Source organism: Citrobacter sp. KH_055_1 (assembly GCF_057838705.1).
The window spans coordinates 1,999,972-2,022,386 of record NZ_CM174473.1; the positions used below are offsets into that span (position 1 = coordinate 1,999,972).

The 22,415-nt window shown below is 53.6% G+C and carries 24 protein-coding genes and 1 riboswitch; of the genes, 8 read left to right on the forward strand and 16 right to left on the reverse strand.

The genetic code is table 11. From position 1 onward, the window contains the following. Positions 1 to 106: 106 nt before the first annotated feature. Both ychF and pth read right to left on the reverse strand, forming a co-directional pair. Entirely contained in the window at positions 107 to 1,201 is a 1,095-nt protein-coding gene (gene ychF / locus AC3ITF_RS09295; protein ID WP_096756754.1) for a redox-regulated ATPase YchF, read from the reverse strand. 115 nt (positions 1,202 to 1,316) lie between these two features. After that, positions 1,317 to 1,901 carry an aminoacyl-tRNA hydrolase gene (pth, locus tag AC3ITF_RS09300; protein ID WP_046275292.1) on the reverse strand — a complete coding sequence of 195 codons (585 nt, stop codon included), beginning with the start codon at positions 1,899 to 1,901 and terminating at the stop codon, positions 1,317 to 1,319. A gap of 274 nt (positions 1,902 to 2,175) precedes the next feature. Between pth and ychH the strand changes: the two genes are divergently transcribed. Continuing rightward, a complete protein-coding gene (gene ychH / locus AC3ITF_RS09305; RefSeq protein ID WP_045443721.1) occupies positions 2,176 to 2,454 on the forward strand; it encodes a stress-induced protein YchH in 279 nt (92 codons plus the stop codon). A gap of 46 nt (positions 2,455 to 2,500) precedes the next feature. On the opposite strand, the gene AC3ITF_RS09310 is transcribed toward ychH, so the two are convergent. The 12 genes from AC3ITF_RS09310 to lolB all read right to left on the reverse strand — a co-directional run bounded on the left by AC3ITF_RS09310 (position 2,501) and on the right by lolB (position 14,306). Beyond that, positions 2,501 to 3,310: a cytochrome c1 gene (locus AC3ITF_RS09310; protein WP_174360952.1), complete on the reverse strand. Its 810-nt coding sequence runs from the start codon at positions 3,308 to 3,310 to the stop codon at positions 2,501 to 2,503. Between the two features lie 4 nt (positions 3,311 to 3,314). Continuing rightward, the gene (locus AC3ITF_RS09315) at positions 3,315 to 4,487 is read right to left on the reverse strand and encodes a cytochrome b (protein WP_489176359.1); all 1,173 of its coding nucleotides are present in this window, start codon (positions 4,485 to 4,487) and stop codon (positions 3,315 to 3,317) included. Between the two features lies 1 nt (position 4,488). Beyond that, positions 4,489 to 5,037 (reverse strand): ubiquinol-cytochrome c reductase iron-sulfur subunit, encoded by a 549-nt coding sequence (gene petA / locus AC3ITF_RS09320; RefSeq protein ID WP_096756756.1) that lies wholly within the window; start codon positions 5,035 to 5,037, stop codon positions 4,489 to 4,491. 26 nt (positions 5,038 to 5,063) lie between these two features. Beyond that, positions 5,064 to 5,504, reverse strand: coding sequence for a pseudoazurin (locus AC3ITF_RS09325; RefSeq protein ID WP_137361827.1), 441 nt, complete (start codon positions 5,502 to 5,504; stop codon positions 5,064 to 5,066). Positions 5,505 to 5,522: 18 nt separating this feature from the next. Beyond that, positions 5,523 to 6,344, reverse strand: a complete 822-nt coding sequence (locus tag AC3ITF_RS09330) for an ABC transporter ATP-binding protein (protein WP_489176360.1) — start codon at positions 6,342 to 6,344, stop codon at positions 5,523 to 5,525. Then, complete coding sequence (locus tag AC3ITF_RS09335) at positions 6,341 to 7,405, reverse strand: FecCD family ABC transporter permease (RefSeq protein WP_153880452.1); 1,065 nt, start codon at positions 7,403 to 7,405, stop codon at positions 6,341 to 6,343. The genes AC3ITF_RS09330 and AC3ITF_RS09335 overlap by 4 nt, the downstream gene beginning before the upstream one ends. 65 nt (positions 7,406 to 7,470) lie before the next feature. Continuing rightward, positions 7,471 to 8,523 carry an ABC transporter substrate-binding protein gene (locus tag AC3ITF_RS09340; protein WP_489176361.1) on the reverse strand — a complete coding sequence of 351 codons (1,053 nt, stop codon included), beginning with the start codon at positions 8,521 to 8,523 and terminating at the stop codon, positions 7,471 to 7,473. Between the two features lie 201 nt (positions 8,524 to 8,724). Beyond that, a riboswitch (cobalamin riboswitch) is annotated at positions 8,725 to 8,951 on the reverse strand. Between the two features lie 216 nt (positions 8,952 to 9,167). Beyond that, entirely contained in the window at positions 9,168 to 9,710 is a 543-nt protein-coding gene (locus AC3ITF_RS09345) for a GNAT family N-acetyltransferase (protein WP_135911904.1), read from the reverse strand. 106 nt (positions 9,711 to 9,816) lie between these two features. After that, the gene (gene dauA / locus AC3ITF_RS09350) at positions 9,817 to 11,496 is read right to left on the reverse strand and encodes a C4-dicarboxylic acid transporter DauA (RefSeq protein ID WP_146716910.1); all 1,680 of its coding nucleotides are present in this window, start codon (positions 11,494 to 11,496) and stop codon (positions 9,817 to 9,819) included. 124 nt (positions 11,497 to 11,620) lie between these two features. After that, positions 11,621 to 12,568, reverse strand: coding sequence for a ribose-phosphate diphosphokinase (gene prs / locus AC3ITF_RS09355; protein ID WP_001518537.1), 948 nt, complete (start codon positions 12,566 to 12,568; stop codon positions 11,621 to 11,623). Positions 12,569 to 12,834: 266 nt separating this feature from the next. Further along, positions 12,835 to 13,686, reverse strand: coding sequence for a 4-(cytidine 5'-diphospho)-2-C-methyl-D-erythritol kinase (gene ispE / locus AC3ITF_RS09360; RefSeq protein WP_135911905.1), 852 nt, complete (start codon positions 13,684 to 13,686; stop codon positions 12,835 to 12,837). Next, the gene (gene lolB / locus AC3ITF_RS09365; RefSeq protein WP_489176362.1) at positions 13,683 to 14,306 is read right to left on the reverse strand and encodes a lipoprotein insertase outer membrane protein LolB; all 624 of its coding nucleotides are present in this window, start codon (positions 14,304 to 14,306) and stop codon (positions 13,683 to 13,685) included. The genes ispE and lolB overlap by 4 nt, the downstream gene beginning before the upstream one ends. 211 nt (positions 14,307 to 14,517) lie before the next feature. Between lolB and hemA the strand changes: the two genes are divergently transcribed. Genes hemA through kdsA form a run of 6 tightly spaced genes read left to right on the forward strand, consistent with a single transcriptional unit; the run spans position 14,518 to position 19,822 of the window. Beyond that, entirely contained in the window at positions 14,518 to 15,774 is a 1,257-nt protein-coding gene (hemA, locus tag AC3ITF_RS09370) for a glutamyl-tRNA reductase (protein WP_096756765.1), read from the forward strand. Positions 15,775 to 15,815: 41 nt separating this feature from the next. Beyond that, on the forward strand, positions 15,816 to 16,898 hold the full coding sequence (gene prfA / locus AC3ITF_RS09375; protein WP_115258288.1) for a peptide chain release factor 1: 1,083 nt from the start codon (positions 15,816 to 15,818) through the stop codon (positions 16,896 to 16,898). Continuing rightward, positions 16,898 to 17,731 (forward strand): peptide chain release factor N(5)-glutamine methyltransferase, encoded by an 834-nt coding sequence (prmC, locus tag AC3ITF_RS09380; protein ID WP_115258289.1) that lies wholly within the window; start codon positions 16,898 to 16,900, stop codon positions 17,729 to 17,731. The genes prfA and prmC overlap by 1 nt, the downstream gene beginning before the upstream one ends. Then, the gene (sirB2, locus tag AC3ITF_RS09385) at positions 17,728 to 18,120 is read left to right on the forward strand and encodes an invasion regulator SirB2 (RefSeq protein ID WP_096756768.1); all 393 of its coding nucleotides are present in this window, start codon (positions 17,728 to 17,730) and stop codon (positions 18,118 to 18,120) included. The genes prmC and sirB2 overlap by 4 nt, the downstream gene beginning before the upstream one ends. A gap of 2 nt (positions 18,121 to 18,122) precedes the next feature. Beyond that, the gene (gene sirB1, locus AC3ITF_RS09390; RefSeq protein WP_096756769.1) at positions 18,123 to 18,932 is read left to right on the forward strand and encodes an invasion regulator SirB1; all 810 of its coding nucleotides are present in this window, start codon (positions 18,123 to 18,125) and stop codon (positions 18,930 to 18,932) included. Positions 18,933 to 18,967: 35 nt separating this feature from the next. Then, complete coding sequence (kdsA, locus tag AC3ITF_RS09395) at positions 18,968 to 19,822, forward strand: 3-deoxy-8-phosphooctulonate synthase (protein ID WP_096756770.1); 855 nt, start codon at positions 18,968 to 18,970, stop codon at positions 19,820 to 19,822. A gap of 105 nt (positions 19,823 to 19,927) precedes the next feature. Here the strand turns inward: kdsA and chaA are convergent, their stop codons facing one another. After that, positions 19,928 to 21,028 carry a sodium-potassium/proton antiporter ChaA gene (gene chaA, locus AC3ITF_RS09400; RefSeq protein ID WP_115258290.1) on the reverse strand — a complete coding sequence of 367 codons (1,101 nt, stop codon included), beginning with the start codon at positions 21,026 to 21,028 and terminating at the stop codon, positions 19,928 to 19,930. Positions 21,029 to 21,426: 398 nt separating this feature from the next. On the opposite strand from chaA, the gene AC3ITF_RS09405 reads away from it, so the two are divergent. Further along, a complete protein-coding gene (locus tag AC3ITF_RS09405; protein WP_115258291.1) occupies positions 21,427 to 22,122 on the forward strand; it encodes a gamma-glutamylcyclotransferase in 696 nt (231 codons plus the stop codon). Positions 22,123 to 22,169: 47 nt separating this feature from the next. On the opposite strand, the gene AC3ITF_RS09410 is transcribed toward AC3ITF_RS09405, so the two are convergent. Next, positions 22,170 to 22,415: a DUF1883 domain-containing protein gene (locus AC3ITF_RS09410; RefSeq protein WP_096756773.1), complete on the reverse strand. Its 246-nt coding sequence runs from the start codon at positions 22,413 to 22,415 to the stop codon at positions 22,170 to 22,172.

Genomic DNA, 22,415 nt, shown 5'->3' on the forward strand with positions numbered 1-22,415 from the left:
TACATGAGACTCTATGAAATGAAAAACCCACGCAATTGCGTGGGTTTTAAAGTTTTTTGCGATTCCTATGAGATTCAGCGAAACCTCATGAGACAACAAAGCTTATTTAGACGTTGAACAGGAAGTTCATTACGTCGCCATCTTTGACGATGTAATCTTTACCTTCTGCACGCATCTTACCGGCTTCTTTTGCGCCTTGCTCACCCTTGTAGGTGATGAAGTCTTCAAACGCGATGGTCTGTGCACGGATAAAGCCCTTCTCGAAGTCGGTGTGGATCTTACCAGCAGCCTGCGGAGCGGTAGCACCGACAGGGATGGTCCACGCGCGGACTTCTTTCACGCCAGCGGTGAAGTAGGTCTGCAGGTTCAGCAGCTCGTAACCGGCGCGGATCACGCGGTTCAGACCGGGTTCTTCAATGCCCAGCTCAGCCATAAATTCTTCACGATCGGCATCGTCAAGTTCGGCGATATCGGATTCAACTGCCGCACACACGGCAACCACCACAGAACCTTCAGCTGCCGCGATTTCACGCACTTTATCGAGGTACGGGTTGTTCTCAAAACCGTCTTCGTTAACGTTAGCGATATACATGGTTGGCTTCAGGGTCAGGAAGCTCAGGTATTTGATGGCAGCTTTGTCTTCGTCCGTCAGGTTGGTCAGTGAACGCAGCATCCCGGCATTTTCCAAATGCGGCAGGCATTTTTCCAGCGCGGCCAGCTCGGCTTTAGCGTCTTTATCGCCGCCTTTGGCTTTTTTCTGCACGCGGTGAATCGCGCGTTCGCAGGTATCCAGGTCAGACAGTGCCAACTCGGTATTAATGACGTCGATATCGTCAGCCGGATCCACTTTGTTATTAACGTGAATGATATTGTCGTTTTCAAAGCAGCGTACCACGTGACCGATCGCTTCGGTTTCGCGGATGTTGGTCAGGAACTGGTTACCCAGACCTTCACCTTTGGATGCGCCTTTTACCAGACCGGCAATGTCGACGAATTCCATAGTAGTCGGGAGAATACGCTGCGGCTTGACGATCTCAGCCAACTGGTCCAGACGCGGATCGGGCATCGGTACAACGCCAGTGTTCGGCTCAATAGTACAGAACGGGAAGTTAGCCGCTTCAATACCCGCTTTGGTGAGCGCGTTGAACAGGGTGGATTTGCCTACGTTTGGCAAACCGACGATACCGCATTTGAATCCCATGTTTAAATCACCTTAATCTTTTGATATTCAACCTGTTATGGAAAACAGATTGTAGAAAAGTAAATAGCTTTGCCTATTATACACAGCACGCGGGAAAAATGCCGCACATCGCTGCTTATTGTGCTTTAAAGGTATGTAACCGGCTGGTTGCCTTGGTCAGGCCGTCTTTGAACAATATCTCGGTACAACGCGCCGCTTCGTCGATGGCTTCATCAATTAACTTTTGTTCTGAAACAGGCGGTTTGCCTAAAACAAAGCCGACAACTTTGTTTTTATCGCCGGGATGACCAATTCCAACGCGTAAGCGATGAAAGTTCGGGTTATTGCCCAACTTGCTGATGATGTCTTTCAGGCCATTATGCCCGCCGTGGCCGCCGCCGAGCTTAAACTTGGCAACGCCGGGGGGCAAATCTAATTCGTCGTGGGCGACCAAAATCTCATCAGGATTGATCCGGTAAAAGCTGGCCATCGCGCTGACTGCTTTGCCGCTCAGATTCATAAATGTGGTTGGCACCAGCAGACGGACATCTTCACCCTCGAGCGTCACTCTGGAGGTGTAACCGAAGAATTTCGGCTCATCGCGCAGGGGGGCGCGTAATCTCTCTGCCAGCAAATCGACGTACCATGCGCCGGCATTGTGTCGCGTAGCCGCATATTCAGCGCCGGGATTCGCCAGACCGACAATCAATTTAATCGTCACGTATTTTGTCCTGAGTGTGTCCATAACCGGCGTGTAGTTTACTGTCTGGCGGCGCGCTTGACAAAAAACTGCGTGCGTACCGGCAAAAAATGAATAATTGCCTCGCTGGACTATTAGAAAATGAGTGTGTTCAGTGGGTTATTTGTAAAGTTTTGTTGCATGAGTGTTTGTAATTGTGATCACAGGCGCACTTGCGAGCGGCAGTGTTGTCTATACTTTACACATAAGGATTAGGGGTATTCCCTGTAGCAACCCAAAGTTCCGGAGGTGACACATGAAACGCAAAAACGCTTCGTTACTCGGTAACGTGCTCATGGCTTTAGGGTTGGTGGTGATGGTTGTCGGTGTGGGCTATTCAATCTTAAATCAGCTGCCGCAATTTAACCTGCCACAATTTTTTGCACACGGTGCCGTGCTCAGTATTTTTGTTGGCGGCGTGCTCTGGCTGGCGGGGGCTCGCGTCGGCGGTCACGAACAAATCAGCGACCGCTACTGGTGGGTTCGCCATTACGACAAACGCTGTCGTCGTAATAATAGCCAACGCCATAGCTAAACCGTGACATTGTCTGCAGACCAGCCAGCCTTACGCTGACTGGTTTTCAGTTCGTCTTGCTTTTGCGCGAGCGGGACTGAATTCGCAGTAATAGTGCTAATAATGCCACAACCACCGCCAGATACCCCATCACATACATTCCCTGATGTTTTCTTGACGCCAGCTGCGGATCGGCAACCCATGCCAGAAACGCGGTGACATCGCGCGCGTACTGTTGCTCGGTTTGTGGCAGATGAGACTGCGTGGACCAGGTAATCTCACCATCTGCCAGCGGCTTTGGCATATTGATTATCCCACCAGGAAAATACCGGTTTGCCTTCATCTCAGGATCGTTGGGTAAATACCCCGTCAACAGCGCATAAATGTAATCCGCACCGCTGTCGGTATAGGGAATAAACGCATCGAGGATAAACTGCGGAAACCCGCGATCGTAACTTCGTGCCCGCACGATATAGCTGAGATCCACCGGCAGTGCGCCATTGTTGAGGTATTTGGCTTCCTGATCGTTCAGATAAGGGGAGGCGAAGACATCGTTCAGATTGCCGTCACGTTCACCCGGTTGTCCGTCGTCCTCAACCGTTGCAAACAGATAGCCGCTGGCCAGTGCTTTGGCTTCTGCTTGCGTGAGTTGCGGCCCGCCAGGTTGGGTCAGCTCTTTGAAGGTGAGATATTTCATACCGTGGCAGGCCCGGCATTTTTCTTCGTAAACCTGTAAACCACGACGTAACTGTTCAGTGTCGTGAGCGCCGTTCACGCCGCTAAATACCCACGGCTGCGGGGGCGGAAGCGGCGCGCAATACCCATGACTGAAGAGTGACGCCAGGCTCAGGGCTGCAAAGGTTAACCATCGTCCCATCATGTCAGTCCTGTTTTTCCAGTAAGCGTCGACACGGCATCACAAGCAGAAACCATGCGAAATAGATAAGCGTTGAAAGCTGAGACGCGGCACGGATCCAGCCGTCATCGTTACTCAATCCGTCCAGCAGGTCGGGGCCGACCAGTGCTTTTGAACCCAGCCAGCCTAAAAAGAACACATTGCCGACCCAGATCCAGAAACCGAGTTTGATCCATTTGCTGTAATGGCGAAACCGTGCGCGGGAGGTATCCAGCCAGGGTAACAAATAGAAGATCAGCACCGATGCGCACATGGCGGCAATGCCCGCCAGCTCATTGGGAAAACAGCGCAAAATGGAGAAGAAGGGCAGAAAATACCACTCGGGCGCGACAACGGCGGGCGTGACCGTCGGGTCGGCGGGGATAAAGTTATCGGCACTGCTGAGGTAGTGCGGCGCAAAAAATAAGAACCACGCAAACAGCATTAAAAACAGTGTCAGCTTGAGGGCATCGCGTTCGGTGACGCGAAAATCAAACAGCAGACGTTGCGACTCGCGGGCGGTGAACGTTTTTTTCATCGCGTGGGCGAACGCTGACTGGACGGTACGCACATGCCATATCGTCATCGCAACAATGGCGAAGGGGATAATAAAGTGCAGCACATAAAAACGGCCTAACATCGGCGTGCCGGGCGCATACCCGCCGACCAAAAAGGTGTACAGCGTATCGCCAACGAACGGTATTGCGCGGGCGAAACTGGTGATAACCGTGGCGGCCCAATAGCTTTTTTGCCCCCAAATCAGGCTATAGCCGAGAAATGCGGTGATCATCAGGAGCACATACAGCGTTACGCTGATGGCCCACATCTTCAGATACGGTTTGCGGTATACGTTGTAATACATTGCGCGAAAGATATGCAGGTAGCAGGCGAAGAAAAAAAGCGAGGCGCCAATGGCGTGCAGATTACGCACCAGCTCCCCTTGCCTGACCGCATGCATAATATGCACAATGGAATCAAACGCGGAATCTGCCGTGGGCACATAAAACATTGCCAGCACGATGCCGGAGAGAATTTGCACGCCCAGCATGACCAGCAAGATGATGCCGACGGCAAAGATCCACACGCCGGTAATGGAGCGGGGGAACGGAAGGCGAAATTGCACATGACGCTGGGGTGCTGTCGGGGACGTTGCGTTCATGTCAGGCCTCTTTTGTGCCAAGGCGTACACTCAGACCATCGGCGGCCAGGGCATAGTCGGGGATCGCCAAATTTGCCGTGGCCGGACCCCGCGTCACGCGCCCGGAGGTGTCAAACTCTGAGCCGTGACACGGACAAATCCAGCCCTGACCGCTGGGGTTTGCGTTAGGCACGCATCCGGCATGCGGGCAGTAACCCTGAACGATCAGCCACTGCGGATGCGCCGCTGTGACCCGCTCGCTGTCTGCCTGCGGGTCGAGCAACAGTCGGGTGTCGGCCTGCTGCGCCGCCGTGACCTCGTCTGGCGTACGGTGGCGAATCAGGATCAGTTTCCCCTGCCAGATTCGTTTCACCGTCTGACCAGCCGCTACTCCCGCAAGGGAAACATCCACCGGCTCATTTTCTGCCACGGTTTTATCGTCCGGCCCTAGCGCCGAAATGAGTGGCCAGACGGCTGCGGTCACACCCGCAGCGCCGACAAATTTTGTCAACTTACACAGGCAATCGCGTCGCTGGGTGTGGATTGCCTCACTGTCCGTTTTTTTATTCACCGCCGTCTCCTCTTTTCATTGCGCTGTCAGGGTTTCTCAATACGGGTATAAATGTCCTGAAAGCGTTTATCGGCAAGGCCGGGGGCTTTAAACGCGCGGTAGCTGTCGGGTAAAACGGCGTCGCCGACTTTGATCAGCATAATCATCCCCTGCGCATAGTGCGGTGAGCATTTGATGCCGTAGAAGCCTGCTGTGTCGTATTTGATTTCAATCTCCTCATCGATTTTGCCGATGAAACCGGGGTACCCGGCAGGAGACAGCTCGGCAATTGAGGCCGCATTGTGGCTTTTGTGCTTGCGAACAAACTTCACGCTATCGCCCGGCAGGATCGCCAGAAAATCCGGCTCGTAGACCATCGGTCCGCCGGTACCGCGGTTTTTCATCAGCACTTCATACGTTTGTGCGAACGCCGTCGAGGTGAACGCGCACAGGCACAGGATGAGTAAACGTTGTTTAATACATTTCATTGCGGTTCCTTGTGATATTTACGCTGGCCGTTGGTAGCGAATAAAGCAGCTCGCCTCATCAGCAGCTCGTTCGACAATCGCATCGATGCCAAACCAGTTGTTAAGATTTTCTCGGGTGAAGACAGCTGCAGGGCAGCCTTGCATGACCAGTCGTCCCGCTGTCATCACCATGATGCGATCGCAAAACATCGCGGCATGATTCAGATCGTGCAGGGCGGCAATCACGGTCAGTTTTTCGCGTTTAACCAGGTTAAGCAGGCCAATTTGATGCTGGATGTCGAGATGATTGGTTGGCTCATCCATCAGCAATACCTGCGGCTGTTGTGCCAGCGCCCGGGCAATATGCAGGCGCTGGCGTTCGCCGCCGGAGAAGGTATGCCAGCAGCGATGCTGGACGTTTTGCAGGGAGACTTTCTCCAGCATCGTCTGCACGATATCGTCGTCGGTCCGTGACCACGGCGACAGCAGACTTAACCACGGCGTGCGGCCAAGGGACACGGTCTGGATGGCGGTCAGACGCTCGCTGGTTTCCGCCTGCTGTTCAACCAGGGCGACCTTTTGCGCCAGATGGCGGCGTGAGTAGCGGCGAATATCTTTGCGGTTAAGCGAAACGCTGCCGCTGGAGGGCTTGAGTAAACCGGCCAGCAGGGAAATGAGCGACGTTTTCCCCGAACCGTTGGGGCCGATAATGCCCACAAACTCACCGGGTGCGACCTGAAAAGAGACATCATTGACGATGGCCTTGCCTTTCACCTCCCAGTGCAGATGTTGAGCGCAGACCACATCGTTGGCGGTATTTACCGCGCGTAGCGGCGTGGTAAAACGTGGGTTAACCGTCATTTGCTCGGGTTCCCTCGGATCAAAATAATCGAAAATGCGGGCGCGCCAACCAGCGCAGTGATCACCCCAATAGGCAGTACTTGCCCTGGTAGTAAGGTGCGTGAAATGACGTCCGCGACAATAAGAAAAATAGCACCAATCAAGGCGCTGACGGGCAGCAAGCGGTGGTGCTGATTACCCACCAGTAAACGCGCAGCGTGAGGGATAACCAGTCCAACAAAGCCAATGGCCCCGACAATCGACACCATAATGGCGGTCATCCCCGTCACCGCGGTAATCAGTACGGCGCGAGTGCGTTTAACCGGGATGCCCAGCGAGGCCGCTGACTCTGCGCCAAATGAAAATGCGTCCAGATGGCGGGCGTAGCAAAAGCAGACGATGATGCCGACCAGCGCGGTCGGGATGGCCAGTACCACATCGGGCCAGCGTACGCCGCTCAGATTGCCGAGCAGCCAGAACATAATGCCGCGTGCCTGTTCGGCATTGGCCGAACGGGTAATGATGAGCGAGGTAATGGCATTGAACAGCTGCGAGCTGGCGATCCCGGCGAGAATAATTTGCGTGGTGGCGGACCCGTTTTTACCCCTTGCGGCCACGGCCAGCAGTGCGACAAACAGAAATGCCGTCAGCGCGCCGATAAACGCCCCGAGCGACATGCTGATAATCCCCGCACCCAGCCCGGTCAGCGCGATCAGCACCGCTCCCGTCGATGCCCCGGCCGAGATCCCCAGCAGATAAGGTTCGGCCAGCGCATTACGCAGTAGTGATTGCAGCACCACGCCGGAAACGGCCAGACAGGCACCGCAGCATGCAGAGACCAGCGCACGGGTCAGGCGGTAGTTCCAGATGATCCCAGCATCCAGCGCGTCTACCGGATATTGGCTGCCAAACAGGTGGTTTGCCAGCGTGTGGGTGACATGCTGCCACGGGATAAACGTCTCACCGATGGAGATCCCCGCCAGCAGCACCCCGCACATCACCACGCTGACCCACAGGCTGTGCAGCAGCGTTCGCTGGGTAAACTGACTCATCGCCCGACGCGTCCTGCGTAATTCGCTCATTGTTGATGGCTTTCCTGAGTGCGAAAGCGCGTGATGCCCGTGCATGACATCACGCGCGACGAGGATTAATGAGTGGCCTGCGGGTGTGCCAGACCGTATTGCACCAGCGCATCGGCGAGTTTTTCCAGCCCGTCAAGGGTTCTGATGCCCGCATTCATGGTCTGGACATCAATCACCGGCAGGTGGTTGTCTTTCACCGCCGGGATAAGACGGGTAACCGGGTCAGACTTGAGGTATTCCATTTTGACTTTCCAGTCATCCGCCGGGAAACGGCGACGGCCCATCTCGCCGAGAACAATCACCGATGGACTGGCTTTGGCAATGGTTTCCCAGCCGACAGTCGGCCACTCTTCCGCAGAATCAATGACATTTTTTACCCCGAGGGTTTGTGCGATCCACGCGGCGGGGCCAAATTTACCGGCAACATACGGATCAAGCTGCAGATCGGCGCTGGAGAACCAGAAGACGGCAGAAACGTTATTCTCCATGCCGGTGATCTTCGTTTTGGCTGCGGCCTCGCGGGCTTTGAGGCTGGCTATCAGCTCATCGCCCTTGTCCTGCACATCGAAGATTTTGGCCAGATCGGCAACTTCCTGGTAGACCATGGCGATATCAAACATGCCTTTACGCACACCATCGCCGCCGTCTTCATTGTCTTTTGCACAATCGGCAGGGGCGGTATAAACCGGAACGTTGAGTTCACTGAATTGTTCATAAGAGGCAACCGTCCCCGCGGGGCCAATCTGCCATTCAAACTGGCTGGCAACCAGGTCTGGTTTTTTGGCGATAATGCCTTCAAAGCTGGGTATGTTTTGCGCGATGACTGCAATCTTGTCATTCGCCGCTTTGTACTGTTCAGGAACCGGGCCAAACCACAGCGATGTGCCTACAACGCGATCGGCCAGACCCAAAGAATAGAGGATTTCAGTGCTGTTCTGACCCACTGTGATCACGCGCTGCGGGGCTTTATTAAAGGTAATATCTCGACCACAGTTTTTGATAGTCAGCGGATATTGCGTCTTTGCTGCCGTCGCCATATTACTGGTCAGGAAGAGTGCCGCGCCGGTCAGCGCCAGAAGTGAATATTTGCAATAAGCAGAGGTAAAAACAGAATACATTATCATTGTCCCGTTGATGCCAGCGCTTCAGCGTCTGGTCATTATTTATTTCGCGGGACAGGCGCATGACGATAGATGACATTTCATCATGACATTCAGGCAAAATAATATGAAAATAAAACATATTGTTGCCAGTTTGATCAGGAATCAATTTTGTTCATTCGTCAAATAAATCACCCCATGGACCATCCCGTCCACTCAATGTATAAAACCATGACAGTAGGTCTCCTGGCTTACGGTAATCAGAATATCGGCCTTCCCATAAAAATATTTTACAGTGACCTGTAGTGAATCATCACTACACAGAGATATTCAGCATCCGCTTACAGTTGCGGGGGCAGCTATGGCATAAGAGAGAAATCATCCGCACCATATTCCGTTTCAAAAGCATGACTGCGCTTTGAAATACTGTCGGAGCGGACTGTATCGGTATGCTAATATTGCGTCAACCGCTGTAATAAGTAGGTAGTATTTAATTGTCATTTTTAATTCCTTTTAAATCATGTGGTTAATCTTTAATGCTTCATTGTGATGTGCCGAAGATAATAAATATTTGGTAAATTAAATGAGAATTATTTGATGTTGATCAATTAACGATGTGGCGTTGAAAAAGAATAAAATGAATAGCGAGAAATACACGCTTATTAAATAATCTGCGCCACATCACATTTTTCAATGTGTTTTTCCATATGGACAATTTGTTGCTCGCCACCTTCATCAAGGAACACGTTAAAGTGATTGTTGCACCAAAACTGATAGCCGCCGGGTAAAAAATGATGGGTATGCAAGTAGAGCGTTTTATATTGCTGACGCTGACAATATGCTTCTGCCAGCGTCATAAGTTGGCGGCCTATACCTCGACGGCGGTGTTCCTGTTCCACGTAACAGCGGCAAATTTCTGCGGTGTTGGCTAAATCATAGCGCCCGCGCAATGCCATGATTCTGTCATCGTACTGACACACTGCCAGCGTAGCGATAAGTTGCTGGTGTGCATCCCACGCGCCGAGCAGTAGATTTCGGGGGTGGTGCAGGTAGTGTGAACGTAAATCTAATATGTCTTCGTCAGGACGTGGAGTGGGCCTGTTAGCCTGAAAATAGAGATTTAAATGACGGATAATAAATGACTGAACGGCGGGAATATCCGACTCGGTAATTTCGCGAAAGGTATACGTAGCATTAGGGTTCATTGTTGTGGGTATTATCAGGAGTAGGGGAAATGATAATAGCAACTCAGCGGGGATTGCAGAAGTGAAGAGTGACCGACAAGCAAAGCCTGCCGGCCATCACTAAACGTTAAATATCAGCCAGTGCGGCGTCACGGTTCGGGAAGAACGCCAGACGGCCGGGGATGGGTTGGATACCCGCACGCGCCATGGTGCGTAGCGGTTGGAACTCCAGATTACTGATACGTAATTCACAGCCTTCCGGCAGTCGTTTAACAAAACGCTGGAAGGCGTCCAGACCACCGGCATCCAGTACCGGGACGGCATCCCACTTCAGTACCACGATGCGCTTGCCTGTAATACGCGTTTCGAGATCGGTAAACAATCCCTCCGCTGCGGCAAAGAACAGCGGGCCAATCACGCGCAGCACCAGCACATCGTCCGGTACGTCTACGTTAACCGGTGCCAGGCGCGTCATGCGCGCAATGCGGCGCATAAACAGCAGCGAGGCAAGGACGATACCGACGCTGATGGCGATTACCATATCGAACAGTACGGTCAGCGACATACACATCAGCATCACGATGATGTCGTCTTTCGGTGCGTGACGCAGCAGATCCACCACTTTATGGGCTTCACTCATGTTCCACGCCACCATCAGCAGCAGGGCCGCCATGGCGGAAAGTGGCAGCCAGGAAAGCCACGGAGCTAACACCAGCAGGGCGAGGATCACCAGAATCGCGTGGATCACCGCAGAAATGGGCGAGGTGGCCCCGGCGCGAACGTTAGCCGCAGAGCGGGCAATTGCGGCGGTGGCGGTGATGCCGCCAAAGAATGGCGCGACGATATTCCCCAGCCCTTGACCCACCAGCTCGCTGTTGGCTTTGTGCTTGGTGCCGGTCATCCCGTCGAGCACCACAGCGCACAGCAGGGATTCAATCGCGCCGAGCATCGCCATCGAGAAGGCTGCTGGTAACAGCGCCCGTAATGAACTCCAGCTTAGCGTAAAGTCTGACCCCGGCATATCCCACGGCAACACCAGCTGTGGTAGCAGTTGCGGGATACCGTTGCCCTGCGAACCATCCGCCAGAATGTAGTGGAACTGAGAACCGATGGTCGCGACATGGCCACCTGTCAGGTTAACGATGCCCATTACCGCACAACCGGCCAGAAGCGCCGGAAGATGACCAGGCAGGCGGATCCCCAGACGCGGCCAGAAAATCAGGATCCCCAGCGTGACCACGCCAATGGCGGCATCACCAAGGTTAATGGTCGGCAGGGCCATGAACAACGCACCCACTTTTTGCAGGTAGTGTTCCGGGACGTGTGCCATCTGCAGACCGAGAAAATCTTTAATCTGCATGGTACCGATGGTGATACCGATACCTGAGGTAAAGCCTAAGGTAACGGAGACCGGGATATATTCGATCAATCGGCCAAATCGGGCGAGGCCGAAAAGGATCAGGAAGATCCCGGACATCAGCGTAGCCACCAGCAGACCTGCCAGCCCGAACTGCTGCGACACCGGATACAAAATCACCACGAAGGCGGCGGTAGGACCGGAGACGCTAAAACGTGAACCACCGGTAAGGGCGATAACAATCCCGGCAACGGCTGAGGTATACAGGCCGTATTGTGGCGCAACGCCGCTGCCAATTGCCAACGCCATTGCCAGCGGGATAGCAATAATGCCCACGGTTATCCCGGCGATCAGATCACGGGTAAAGCGCGAGGCGGTATATTTTTCTTTCCAACAAGCGTCGATGAGGGCGCGGAAAGGCATCACATGTGAGGAAAATAGTCTGTTCACAATAATGTTTCATCCATGAGCGCATCATCTATCTAGAAAATGATAGTTGAAGTTGGCATAAATCATACAAATAAATAAAACGGATAAAAAAACCCGCCGCAGCGGGTTTTTGAGCCGGGCTCGATTAATGCTCGAACATAGCAGAGATGGATTCTTCGTTGCTGATACGACGAATCGCTTCGGCCAGCATACCCGACAGGGTCAACGTACGCACGTTCGGCAGTGCTTTGATTTCGTCGGTCAGTGGAATGGTGTCACAAACCACGACTTCATCAATCACCGAGTTGCGCAGGTTGTTTGCCGCATTGCCTGAGAAGATCGGGTGAGTTGCGTAAGCAAATACGCGTTTGGCACCACGTTCTTTCAGCGCTTCTGCTGCTTTGCACAGCGTACCGCCGGTATCGATCATGTCATCAACCAGGACGCAGTCACGACCTGCAACGTCACCAATAATGTGCATCACCTGAGAAACGTTCGCACGCGGGCGACGTTTGTCGATGATAGCCATATCGGTATCGTTCAGCAGCTTAGCGATAGCGCGGGCACGCACGACGCCACCGATGTCCGGAGAAACCACAATCGGGTTGTCCAGGTTCAGCTGCAGCATGTCTTCTAACAGAATTGGGCTACCGAATACGTTATCAACCGGTACGTCAAAGAAGCCCTGGATCTGTTCAGCATGCAGGTCAACGGTGAGGACGCGGTCAACGCCAACGCTTGACAGGAAGTCAGCGACGACTTTTGCGGTAATCGGTACACGAGCGGAACGTACGCGACGATCCTGGCGTGCATAGCCGAAGTAAGGAATAACGGCGGTGATACGGCCTGCGGAAGCACGGCGCAGAGCATCGACCATAACGACCAATTCCATCAGGTTGTCGTTAGTAGGGGCACAAGTGGACTGGATGATGAAAATATCACCACCGCGTACATTTTCATTAATTTGTACGCTGACTTCGCCGTCGCTAAAGCGACCTACAGCGGCGTCGCCGAGTGAAGTGTACAGGCGGTTGGCAATACGTTGTGCTAGTTCCGGGGTGGCGTTACCAGCAAAAAGCTTCATATCAGGCACGAGAAGAACCTCAGGCATGCGTCCATTGGTGGAAAGAATCTGCCGAAAACTGTGCGGGCCAGGCAGTATCCTCTCCAGGCGGTGTATTAAAGAGCGCGATGCAACGTCTGGAACGGGGTGACGTTGTCACCGCAACTCAGCTTGCCCGGCTTACTCGTTATCTCTCGCGTTTCATGTGCGCTGGCATCAATTCCTCACACCAGTCACATACTTTTGTATGCTCCTGGCGATTCGTCATCTCGCCATCTTCCTGAAACCCGAATGATTTAGAGTAACGCTCTGTGCAATGGGGATAGGTTGACACCTTTCGCCACAAAGCCTTCGAGCCATTCCGGGGCTTGCTCAAGCACCTGGCGAGCACGAGACTCTGTATCAAATTCAGCAAAGACACAGGCCCCTGTACCAGTCAGGCGCGACGGCGCATATTCTAACAGCCAAGAAAGCACCGCATCAACCTCGCGAAAACGTTTTCTTGCGATAACCTCGCAATCATTGCCGAATTCACATTTTAGTAACGTTTCTATTGACCTTTTTGGCGTGTTGCGCGGGAGTTCCGGGTCTTTAAAAATCACCGGCGTCGGAATACTGACGCCAGGATGAGCAACCAGGTACCATTTTTCCGGTGGATTGACCGGCGTGAGAATTTCTCCCACCCCCTCGGCGAAGGCCGCGTGTCCGCGTACAAATACCGGCACGTCGGCACCCAGAGTTAATCCGATGGTTGCCAGTTCATCGACGGACAACCCGCACTGCCAGAGGTGGTTCAGCGCCACCAGAACCGTTGCGGCATTCGAGGAGCCTCCGCCCAGACCCCCGCCCATTGGCAGGCGCTTATCAATGCTGATGGCCGCGCCGCGCCCGGCGGGCAAGCGTCCACTTTCTGCGGCAGTTTTCATCAGCAAACGCGCGGCGCGCACGATCAGGTTATCTTCATGCTCCACACCCGCAACCGGGGTGAGTAGATGAATGTCGCCGTCATCGCGCACCTCAATGCGGATATCATCGCCGTAATCGAGAAACTGAAACAGCGTCTGCAGCGTGTGATAACCATCCGCACGCTGTCCGGTGATGTATAAAAACAGATTCAGTTTTGCCGGAGAGGGCCAATGGGTCATCATTTCACGATCCAGTTATCCATTTTCAGCTTAATGCGCTTGTCGCCGTCGGACAGTTCCATGTTAGCGGGCATCGCTGGCTGCGTTTTGCTGTCGTAGGCGCTGTACACCACTTTCCAGCGCTTACCGTTCTGGCTGTAGTTGACTTCGCTCAGACGGTACTGCGTGTCAAGTTTGTAATCGGTGGCATCGCCCGGCAGACCGAGGATCCACTGACGCAGGCTATTGAGCGGAATCGGCATGCCGGTCAGTTTGCCAATCATTTCTTCGGCATCATCGGCGGTATAATGCTTGCCTTTATTATCGACAAGCTCGACGTTGCCTGGTTGGGCTTTCAGTTCCAGTTCGGTACTGCCCAGCGGATTGGTCAGCAGCAGACGATAGTTATCCTGACCGGTTTGCTGCCAGAAGAAGCGGGCATAGACCTTCTGCTGTTCGGAAATGTAGGCAAACGCGCCGCGCGTCTGATACTGGTGCAGCGCACGCACTTCCTGCTGGTGCTGACGCCACTGCGGGGAGTCCGGGCTTTTGCCAGGACCTTTCGGCGCATTGAGTGTACAGGCGGTGAGGACCAGGCTTGCCAGCGGCAGCAGGCGGATCAGGCGAAAATCAGGCAGGGTCATAATGATGACAAATCCTTGAGATACGTTGCAGTTATAGTTCTTAATGCTAGCGCCGCCATCTAACCTCGTCTACGTTCACGTTATCTTAAATCACTAAAATTTGTGCACTAAGCTATTACTCCAAAAGGGGGCAGTCTCTTTTATTGGCCGCACGCATCCTGTATGATGCCCGCAGTCTAACCTTATCAACGCTGGTACTATTCCCGCACACATGACCCTTTTAGCGCTTGGTATTAACCATAAAACGGCACCTGTATCGCTGCGAGAACGCGTAACGTTTTCGCCGGATACGCTCGATCAGGCGCTGGACAGCCTGCTTGCGCAGCCAATGGTGCAAGGCGGGGTAGTGCTGTCGACGTGTAACCGCACGGAGCTGTATCTCAGCGTCGAAGAGCAGGATAACCTGCAAGAGGCGCTGATCCGTTGGCTGTGCGAATACCATAATCTGAATGAAGAAGAACTGCGCAGCAGCCTTTACTGGCATCAGGACAACGACGCCGTCAGCCATCTGATGCGGGTTGCCAGCGGCCTGGATTCGCTGGTACTCGGCGAGCCACAAATTCTCGGCCAGGTGAAAAAAGCCTTTGCGGATTCGCAAAAAGGCCACCTGAACGCCAGTGCGCTGGAGCGCATGTTCCAGAAATCGTTCTCCGTCGCCAAACGTGTCCGCACCGAAACCGACATCGGCGCCAGTGCCGTGTCCGTTGCTTTTGCGGCCTGTACGCTGGCGCGACAAATCTTTGAATCGCTGTCCACGGTAACCGTACTGCTGGTTGGCGCAGGTGAGACCATCGAACTGGTGGCGCGTCATCTACGCGAACACAAAGTGAAGAAGATGATCATCGCCAACCGTACGCGTGAACGTGCGCAGGTGCTGGCAGACGAAGTCGGCGCTGAGGTGATCTCATTGAGTGATATCGACGCACGTTTACAGGACGCCGATATCATTATCAGTTCTACCGCCAGCCCGCTGCCGATTATCGGTAAAGGGATGGTGGAGCGCGCGCTGAAAAACCGCCGCAATCAGCCGATGCTGCTGGTCGATATCGCCGTACCGCGCGATGTTGAGCCGGAGGTCGGCAAACTGTCGAACGCTTACTTGTACAGCGTTGACGACCTGCAAAGCATCATTTCGCATAATCTGGCGCAGCGTAAAGCGGCGGCGGTGGAAGCCGAAACGATCGTCGAGCAGGAAACCAGCGAATTTATGGCCTGGCTCCGCGCCCAAAGCGCGAGTGACACCATCCGCGAATATCGCAGTCAGTCAGAACAAGTGCGTGATGAACTGACCGCCAAAGCGTTGGCTGCTCTTCAACAGGGCGGTGATGCGCAAGCCATTATGCAAGATCTGGCCTGGAAACTGACTAACCGCCTGATCCATGCACCAACCAAATCTCTTCAACAGGCTGCCCGTGACGGGGATAGTGAACGCCTGAATATTCTGCGCAACAGCCTCGGGCTGGAGTAGCAGCACACCAATCTTATTTTTTACAGGGTGCATTTACGCCTATGAAGCCTTCTATCGTTGCCAAACTGGAAGCCCTGCATGAACGCCATGAAGAAGTTCAGGCGCTGCTCGGCGATGCGGGAACCATCGCAGACCAGGATCGCTTTCGTGCGCTGTCGCGCGAATATGCCCAGTTAAGCGATGTTTCTCGCTGTTTCACGGACTGGCAACAGGTTCAGGATGATATCGAAACAGCACAGATGATGCTCGATGATCCTGAAATGCGTGAGATGGCGCAGGATGAACTGCGCGAAGCAAAAGAAAAATGTGAACAGCTGGAACAGCATCTGCAAGTGCTACTGCTGCCGAAAGATCCGGATGACGAACGTAATGCGTTTCTTGAAGTGCGTGCCGGAACCGGCGGCGATGAAGCGGCGCTGTTTGCAGGCGATCTGTTCCGTATGTACAGCCGTTACGCTGAATCCCGCCGCTGGCGCGTGGAGATCATGAGCGCCAACGAAGGTGAACACGGCGGCTATAAAGAAATTATTGCCAAAGTGAGCGGCGATGGCGTGTATGGTCGACTGAAGTTCGAGTCCGGCGGTCATCGCGTACAGCGCGTTCCGGCCACCGAATCTCAGGGACGTATCCATACCTCTGCCTGTACGGTCGCGGTGATGCCTGAGCTGCCGGAAGCGGAACTGCCGGACATCAATCCGGCTGACCTGCGCATTGATACCTTCCGTTCATCGGGGGCCGGTGGTCAGCACGTTAACACCACCGACTCGGCTATTCGTATTACCCACTTACCGACCGGTATTGTGGTTGAATGTCAGGACGAACGTTCACAGCACAAAAACAAAGCTAAAGCGATGTCGGTGCTGGGCTCACGTATTCGTGCCGCCGAAGTGGCGCGACGCCAGCAGGCGGAAGCCTCCGAGCGCCGCAACCTGTTAGGCAGCGGCGATCGCAGCGATCGTAACCGTACCTATAACTTCCCACAGGGTCGCGTAACCGATCACCGCATCAACCTGACGCTCTACCGTCTGGACGAAGCGATGGAAGGGAAACTGGATATGCTCATTGAGCCGATTGTCCAGGAATACCAGGCCGACCAGCTGGCGGCGTTGTCCGAGCAGGATTAATGGATTATCAGCACTGGTTGCGTGAAGCAATAGCCCAATTACAGGACAGCGAAAGCCCGCGCCGCGACGCCGAGATCTTACTCGAGACCGTTACCGGCAAAGGGCGTACCTTTATTCTGGCGTTTGGTGAAACGGTATTAACCGTGGCACAGCAGGAACAGCTGAACGCGCTGGTGGCGCGTCGTCAACGGGGAGAGCCGGTGGCGCACTTAACCGGCGTTCGCGAGTTCTGGTCGCTGCCGCTGTTCGTGTCACCGGCGACGCTTATTCCACGTCCGGACACCGAATGCTTAGTCGAGCAGGCGCTGGCACGCCTGCCTGCCTCTGCGTGCCGCATTGTGGATTTGGGGACCGGTACGGGCGCTATTGCGCTGGCGCTGGCTTCCGAGCGCCCGGACTGCGACGTGACGGCGGTTGATCGGATGCCGGACGCCGTGGCGCTGGCGATCCGCAATACGCAGCATCTGGGCATCAACAATGTGCGCGTGCTGCAAAGCGACTGGTTCAGCGCTTTACAGGGGCAGCAGTTCGACATGATCGTCAGTAACCCACCGTACATTGATGAGCAGGACCCGCATCTGGCACAAGGCGATGTACGTTTTGAGCCGCTGACCGCGCTGGTGGCCGGCGATCATGGACTGGCGGATATCGTGCATATCATCGAACAGTCTAAACACATGTTAACCCCTGGCGGTTATTTGCTACTGGAACACGGCTGGCAGCAGGGACCGGCGGTGCGTGACGCGTTTACGCGCGGTGGATACCAGGCGGTCGAAACCTGTCGTGATTACGGCGGCAACGAGCGCATTACGCTCGGGCGCCTCGCTGCATGACCACCTTCAGCCTGTTGCTCGGCGTTCATCTTATTAGCATTGCGCTGTCCGTGGGGCTGCTCACGCTGCGTTTTTGGTGGCGTTACACGCAAGCACGCCTTGCGTCAGCGCGCTGGACGCGGATTGCTCCGCCGGTCATTGATACCGTTTTGTTACTCAGCGGCGTGGCGTTGATCGCTAAAACGCACATCCTGCCATTCACCGAACAGGGGACATGGCTGACTGAAAAGCTGTTTGGGGTTATCATTTACATCGTTTTGGGTTTTATTGCGCTCGATTATCGTCGGGCGCGCAGCCAGCAGGCGCGTTTAATCGCCTTTCCGCTGGCGCTGGTGGTGCTGTACATCATCATTAAACTCGCCACCACAAAAATACCGTTACTGGGGTAATCATGAGGTCGTTAGCTGATTTCGAATTTAATAAAGCGCCATTGTGCGATGGGATGATCCTGGCATCGGAGTCTATCCGCCTGGATTTCCCTACGCAATCTGTCTACGACGAACTGGAACGTCTGGCCAGCCTCGCGCATGAAGAAATTAGCCAGCTCCTGTCTCAGGATGAGCAACTGGAAAAATTGCTGGCACTTTTTTACGGCGACTGGGGGTTTACGGATACCCGCGGCGTCTATCGTCTTTCTGATGCACTTTGGCTCGACCAGGTCCTGAAAAATCGTCAGGGCAGCGCGGTGTCACTTGGCGCCATCTTGTTGTGGCTGGCCAATCGGCTGGATCTGCCGCTGGTGCCGGTGATTTTCCCGACGCAGTTAATTCTGCGCATTGAATCACTGGAAGGCGAAATGTGGTTGATTAACCCGTTCAATGGCGAAACGTTAAATGAGCACACGCTGGAAGTGTGGCTAAAGGGCAATATCAGCCCGGTAGCTGAGCTGTTTAACGAAGATCTCGATGAGGCGGATAACGCGGAAGTGATCCGCAAACTGCTCGACACGCTGAAATCATCGCTGATGGAAGAACGGCAAATGGAGCTGGCACTGCGCGCCAGTGAGGCCTTATTGCAGTTTAATCCTGAAGATCCGTATGAAATACGCGATCGCGGATTGATCTACGCGCAGCTGGAATGTGAACATGTTGCGTTAACCGATTTAAGTTATTTCGTTGAGCAGTGTCCGGAAGACCCGATCAGCGAAATGATCCGTGCGCAGATAAATACTATTTCGCACAAGCATATTGTATTGCATTGATTAATGACACTTTACCTACCGTTTAAGGCGATCCTATGAAACAAAAAGTGGTTAGCATTGGCGACATCAACGTGGCAAATGACCTGCCATTCGTGCTGTTTGGCGGCATGAACGTGCTGGAATCCCGCGATCTGGCGATGCGCATTTGTGAGCACTACGTAACCGTTACTCAGAAACTGGGTATCCCTTACGTGTTCAAAGCCTCCTTTGATAAAGCCAACCGTTCTTCCATCCACTCTTATCGTGGTCCGGGCCTTGAAGAAGGGATGAAAATCTTCCAGGAACTGAAACAAACCTTTGGCGTAAAAGTGATCACCGACGTGCATGAAGCCAGCCAGGCGCAGCCTGTGGCTGACGTTGTGGACGTGATTCAGCTTCCGGCCTTCCTCGCTCGCCAGACCGACTTGGTTGAAGCGATGGCGAAAACCGGTGCCGTTATCAACGTCAAAAAACCGCAGTTCGTAAGCCCAGGTCAAATGGGTAATATCGTGGATAAATTCCATGAAGGTGGCAACGACAAGGTTATTCTGTGCGATCGTGGCGCAAACTTCGGTTACGACAACCTGGTTGTGGATATGCTGGGCTTTGGCGTGATGAAGAAAGTTTCCGGTAACTCACCGGTTATTTTTGACGTTACCCACGCGCTGCAGTGCCGTGACCCGTTCGGTGCTGCAAGCGGCGGTCGTCGTGCGCAGGTGACTGAACTGGCGCGTGCCGGTATGGCGGTGGGTCTGGCGGGTCTGTTCATTGAAGCGCATCCGGATCCAGCCAATGCGAAATGTGACGGTCCTTCCGCGCTGCCGCTGGCGAAGCTGGAACAGTTCCTCACCCAGATCAAAGCGGTTGATGATCTGGTGAAAAGCTTCGACGAACTGGATACTGAGAACTAAGTTTGGCTTGTGTGCCCGATGGCGCTTACGCTTATCGGGCCTACGACGCAAAAATCACTGTAGGCCGGATATGACGCTTTGCGTCGCATCCGGCTTTTTTATGAATCAAGCAAAGATCGTCATCAGATAGGCGATAAACAGTGCCAGATGTGCCGCACCGTTAAGCACGTTCGTGCGCCCGGTCGAGAAGGAAATTTGGCACAGTACCAACGAAGAAACCATCACAATCATCTCTGGCGAACCTAAGCCAAACACCAGGTCGTTGCCCGTCGCCCACGCAATCAGCGTTACAACCGGAACTGTCAGCGAAATGGTGGCGAGCACGGAGCCGAAGAACAAATTCATCGCACGCTGTACCTGATTGCTCAGCACCGCTTTCAGCGCACCCAGCCCTTCAGGAGAGAGGATCAGCAATGCGACAAGGAAACCAGTGAACGCAACCGGCGCATTCAGTTCCGTTAACAGCGTCTCCAGTGGGTTGGCGTTCATTTTGGTCACTGCGATAACCGCAATTAAATGGACGATAAGCCAAACCGCATGCCACATATTACTGTGCGCTGATGGTTTACCGTGGTGCGGGTCGTCGTCGTCACCCTCGTCTTCGTGTTCGTAAATAAACAGGCTCTGGTGCGTTTTTGTCTGAATCAGAAGAAATACGCCGTACATTGCGGCAGAAATTAACGCCACCAGTAGCGCCTGTGCAGTGGTGAAATTCGCGCCCGGCAATGCCATCGGGAACACCAGCACAATAATGGCTAGCGGGAACAGGGCGATCAAATACTGTTTAATACCAAACAGATTCATATACTGGGTGGCAAATTTACGCCCGCCTAACAGTAATGAAAAACCGACCAGACCACCGGTGACAATCATAATGATTGAATAGAGCGTATCGCGCATCAAGGTTGGCGCGGCGTCGCCCGTTGCCATTAATGCAGAAATTAAGCTGACTTCAAGAATAACCACCGACAGGCTCAGGATCAGGGAACCATAGGGTTCACCGAGTCGGTGGGCTAATACGTCTGCGTGACGTACAACGCTAAATGCACTGCTTAATATACCCACCAGGGCAAGCGCATTAATGCCGATAACCACTGGTAGTGACTGACTGCTCCCCCATAAGAACAGAACTACCAGCGCCAAAATCGGGAAGACGAGCGAGGTCTCCTTGTGGCGGGTTTTTACCGCCTCATGTGCATGTGTCATTCACTTCTCCATCTCTGCAGGTATTTATAATTATAAATGTATTAAAGAATGTAAAAAATAACAGATATCTCGGTATTTCCGATCTGTTTTTACGTAATTTTACGGCGTGGCCCGTTTCTTGCTTCAAAGTGAATATAATCATTTATCTTGTTTAGAGACGATTTAAATAACAAGGTGTTAGTTTTAATGGTGCACAAATATTGACACTCATAATGGGCAACATGTCGGTACCGATCGCGCCATCAGTACAGGATATAAAGTGCCGTTGAGCCTTTGTTGCCTTGCATGCAGCCAGTGAATTGCCTATTGTCCTGATATTGGTTTCAAAATGAACAGCAAAAAAGCCCGGAAGGCGTCAAAAAGTTGTCGCAGGGATGTTGCAGTGGCGGAGGTGTAAGGTGTTAACGCGTGATTTTTTATTGAATGCCGACTGTAAGACGGCATTTGGTGCTATTGAAGAATCACTACTCTGGTCAGCGGAACAACGGGCAGCCTCACTGGCTGCCACACTCGCTTGCCGACCAGATGATGGACCGGTGTGGATCTTTGGTTATGGATCGTTGATGTGGAACCCGGCCTTAGAGTTTGAGGAGTCGTGTACCGGCACGTTAGTCGGCTGGCACCGGGCATTTTGCCTGCGCCTGACGGCGGGACGAGGCACGGCGTGTCAGCCTGGACGGATGCTGGCCCTGAAAGAAGGGGGCCGCACCACCGGTGTAGCCTACCGCTTACCGGACGCCTCGCTGGAGCAAGAGTTGACGTTGCTGTGGAAGCGCGAAATGATCACCGGCTGCTATCTTCCGACCTGGTGTCAGCTCACGCTTGATGACGGGCGGACGGTCAATGCGTTGGTCTTTATTATGGATCCGCGGCATCCATTGTTTGAGGCAGATACGCGCGCGCAGGTGATCGCGCCGCTTATCGCTACCGCCAGCGGACCATTGGGAACCAATGCGCAGTATCTGTTCTCGCTGGAACAGGAATTGTCCCGGTTAGGCATGCAGGATGATTGCCTGAGCGAACTGATCGTCACGGTCAAACGACTGCTGGGCGAGGTGTTACCGGAAGGGGTCATGCGGCCAGGATTTGCCTGAGTCGGCGAACTGCCCGATAAGCGAGAGTGCTTTCGGGCAGCTAACTATCAGGCGGCGATATAACTGATGGAATGTTCCAGCGACTGGCTGTGGCTGTCGATCAGAACATTCCACGTGCCGGTATACGGCACGGTCAACCATGCGTTATCACGATCCTGCACGCTTAAAATGTCGGTCTGCGTGTCTTTGACGTGATTTTTTTCGCTCATCAGATGAATGTGACAGCGCTCAGAACAGCGCACCACCACGGTATCTCCACCAAACAATTTCAAACTTGCCTTCACTAATGCCAT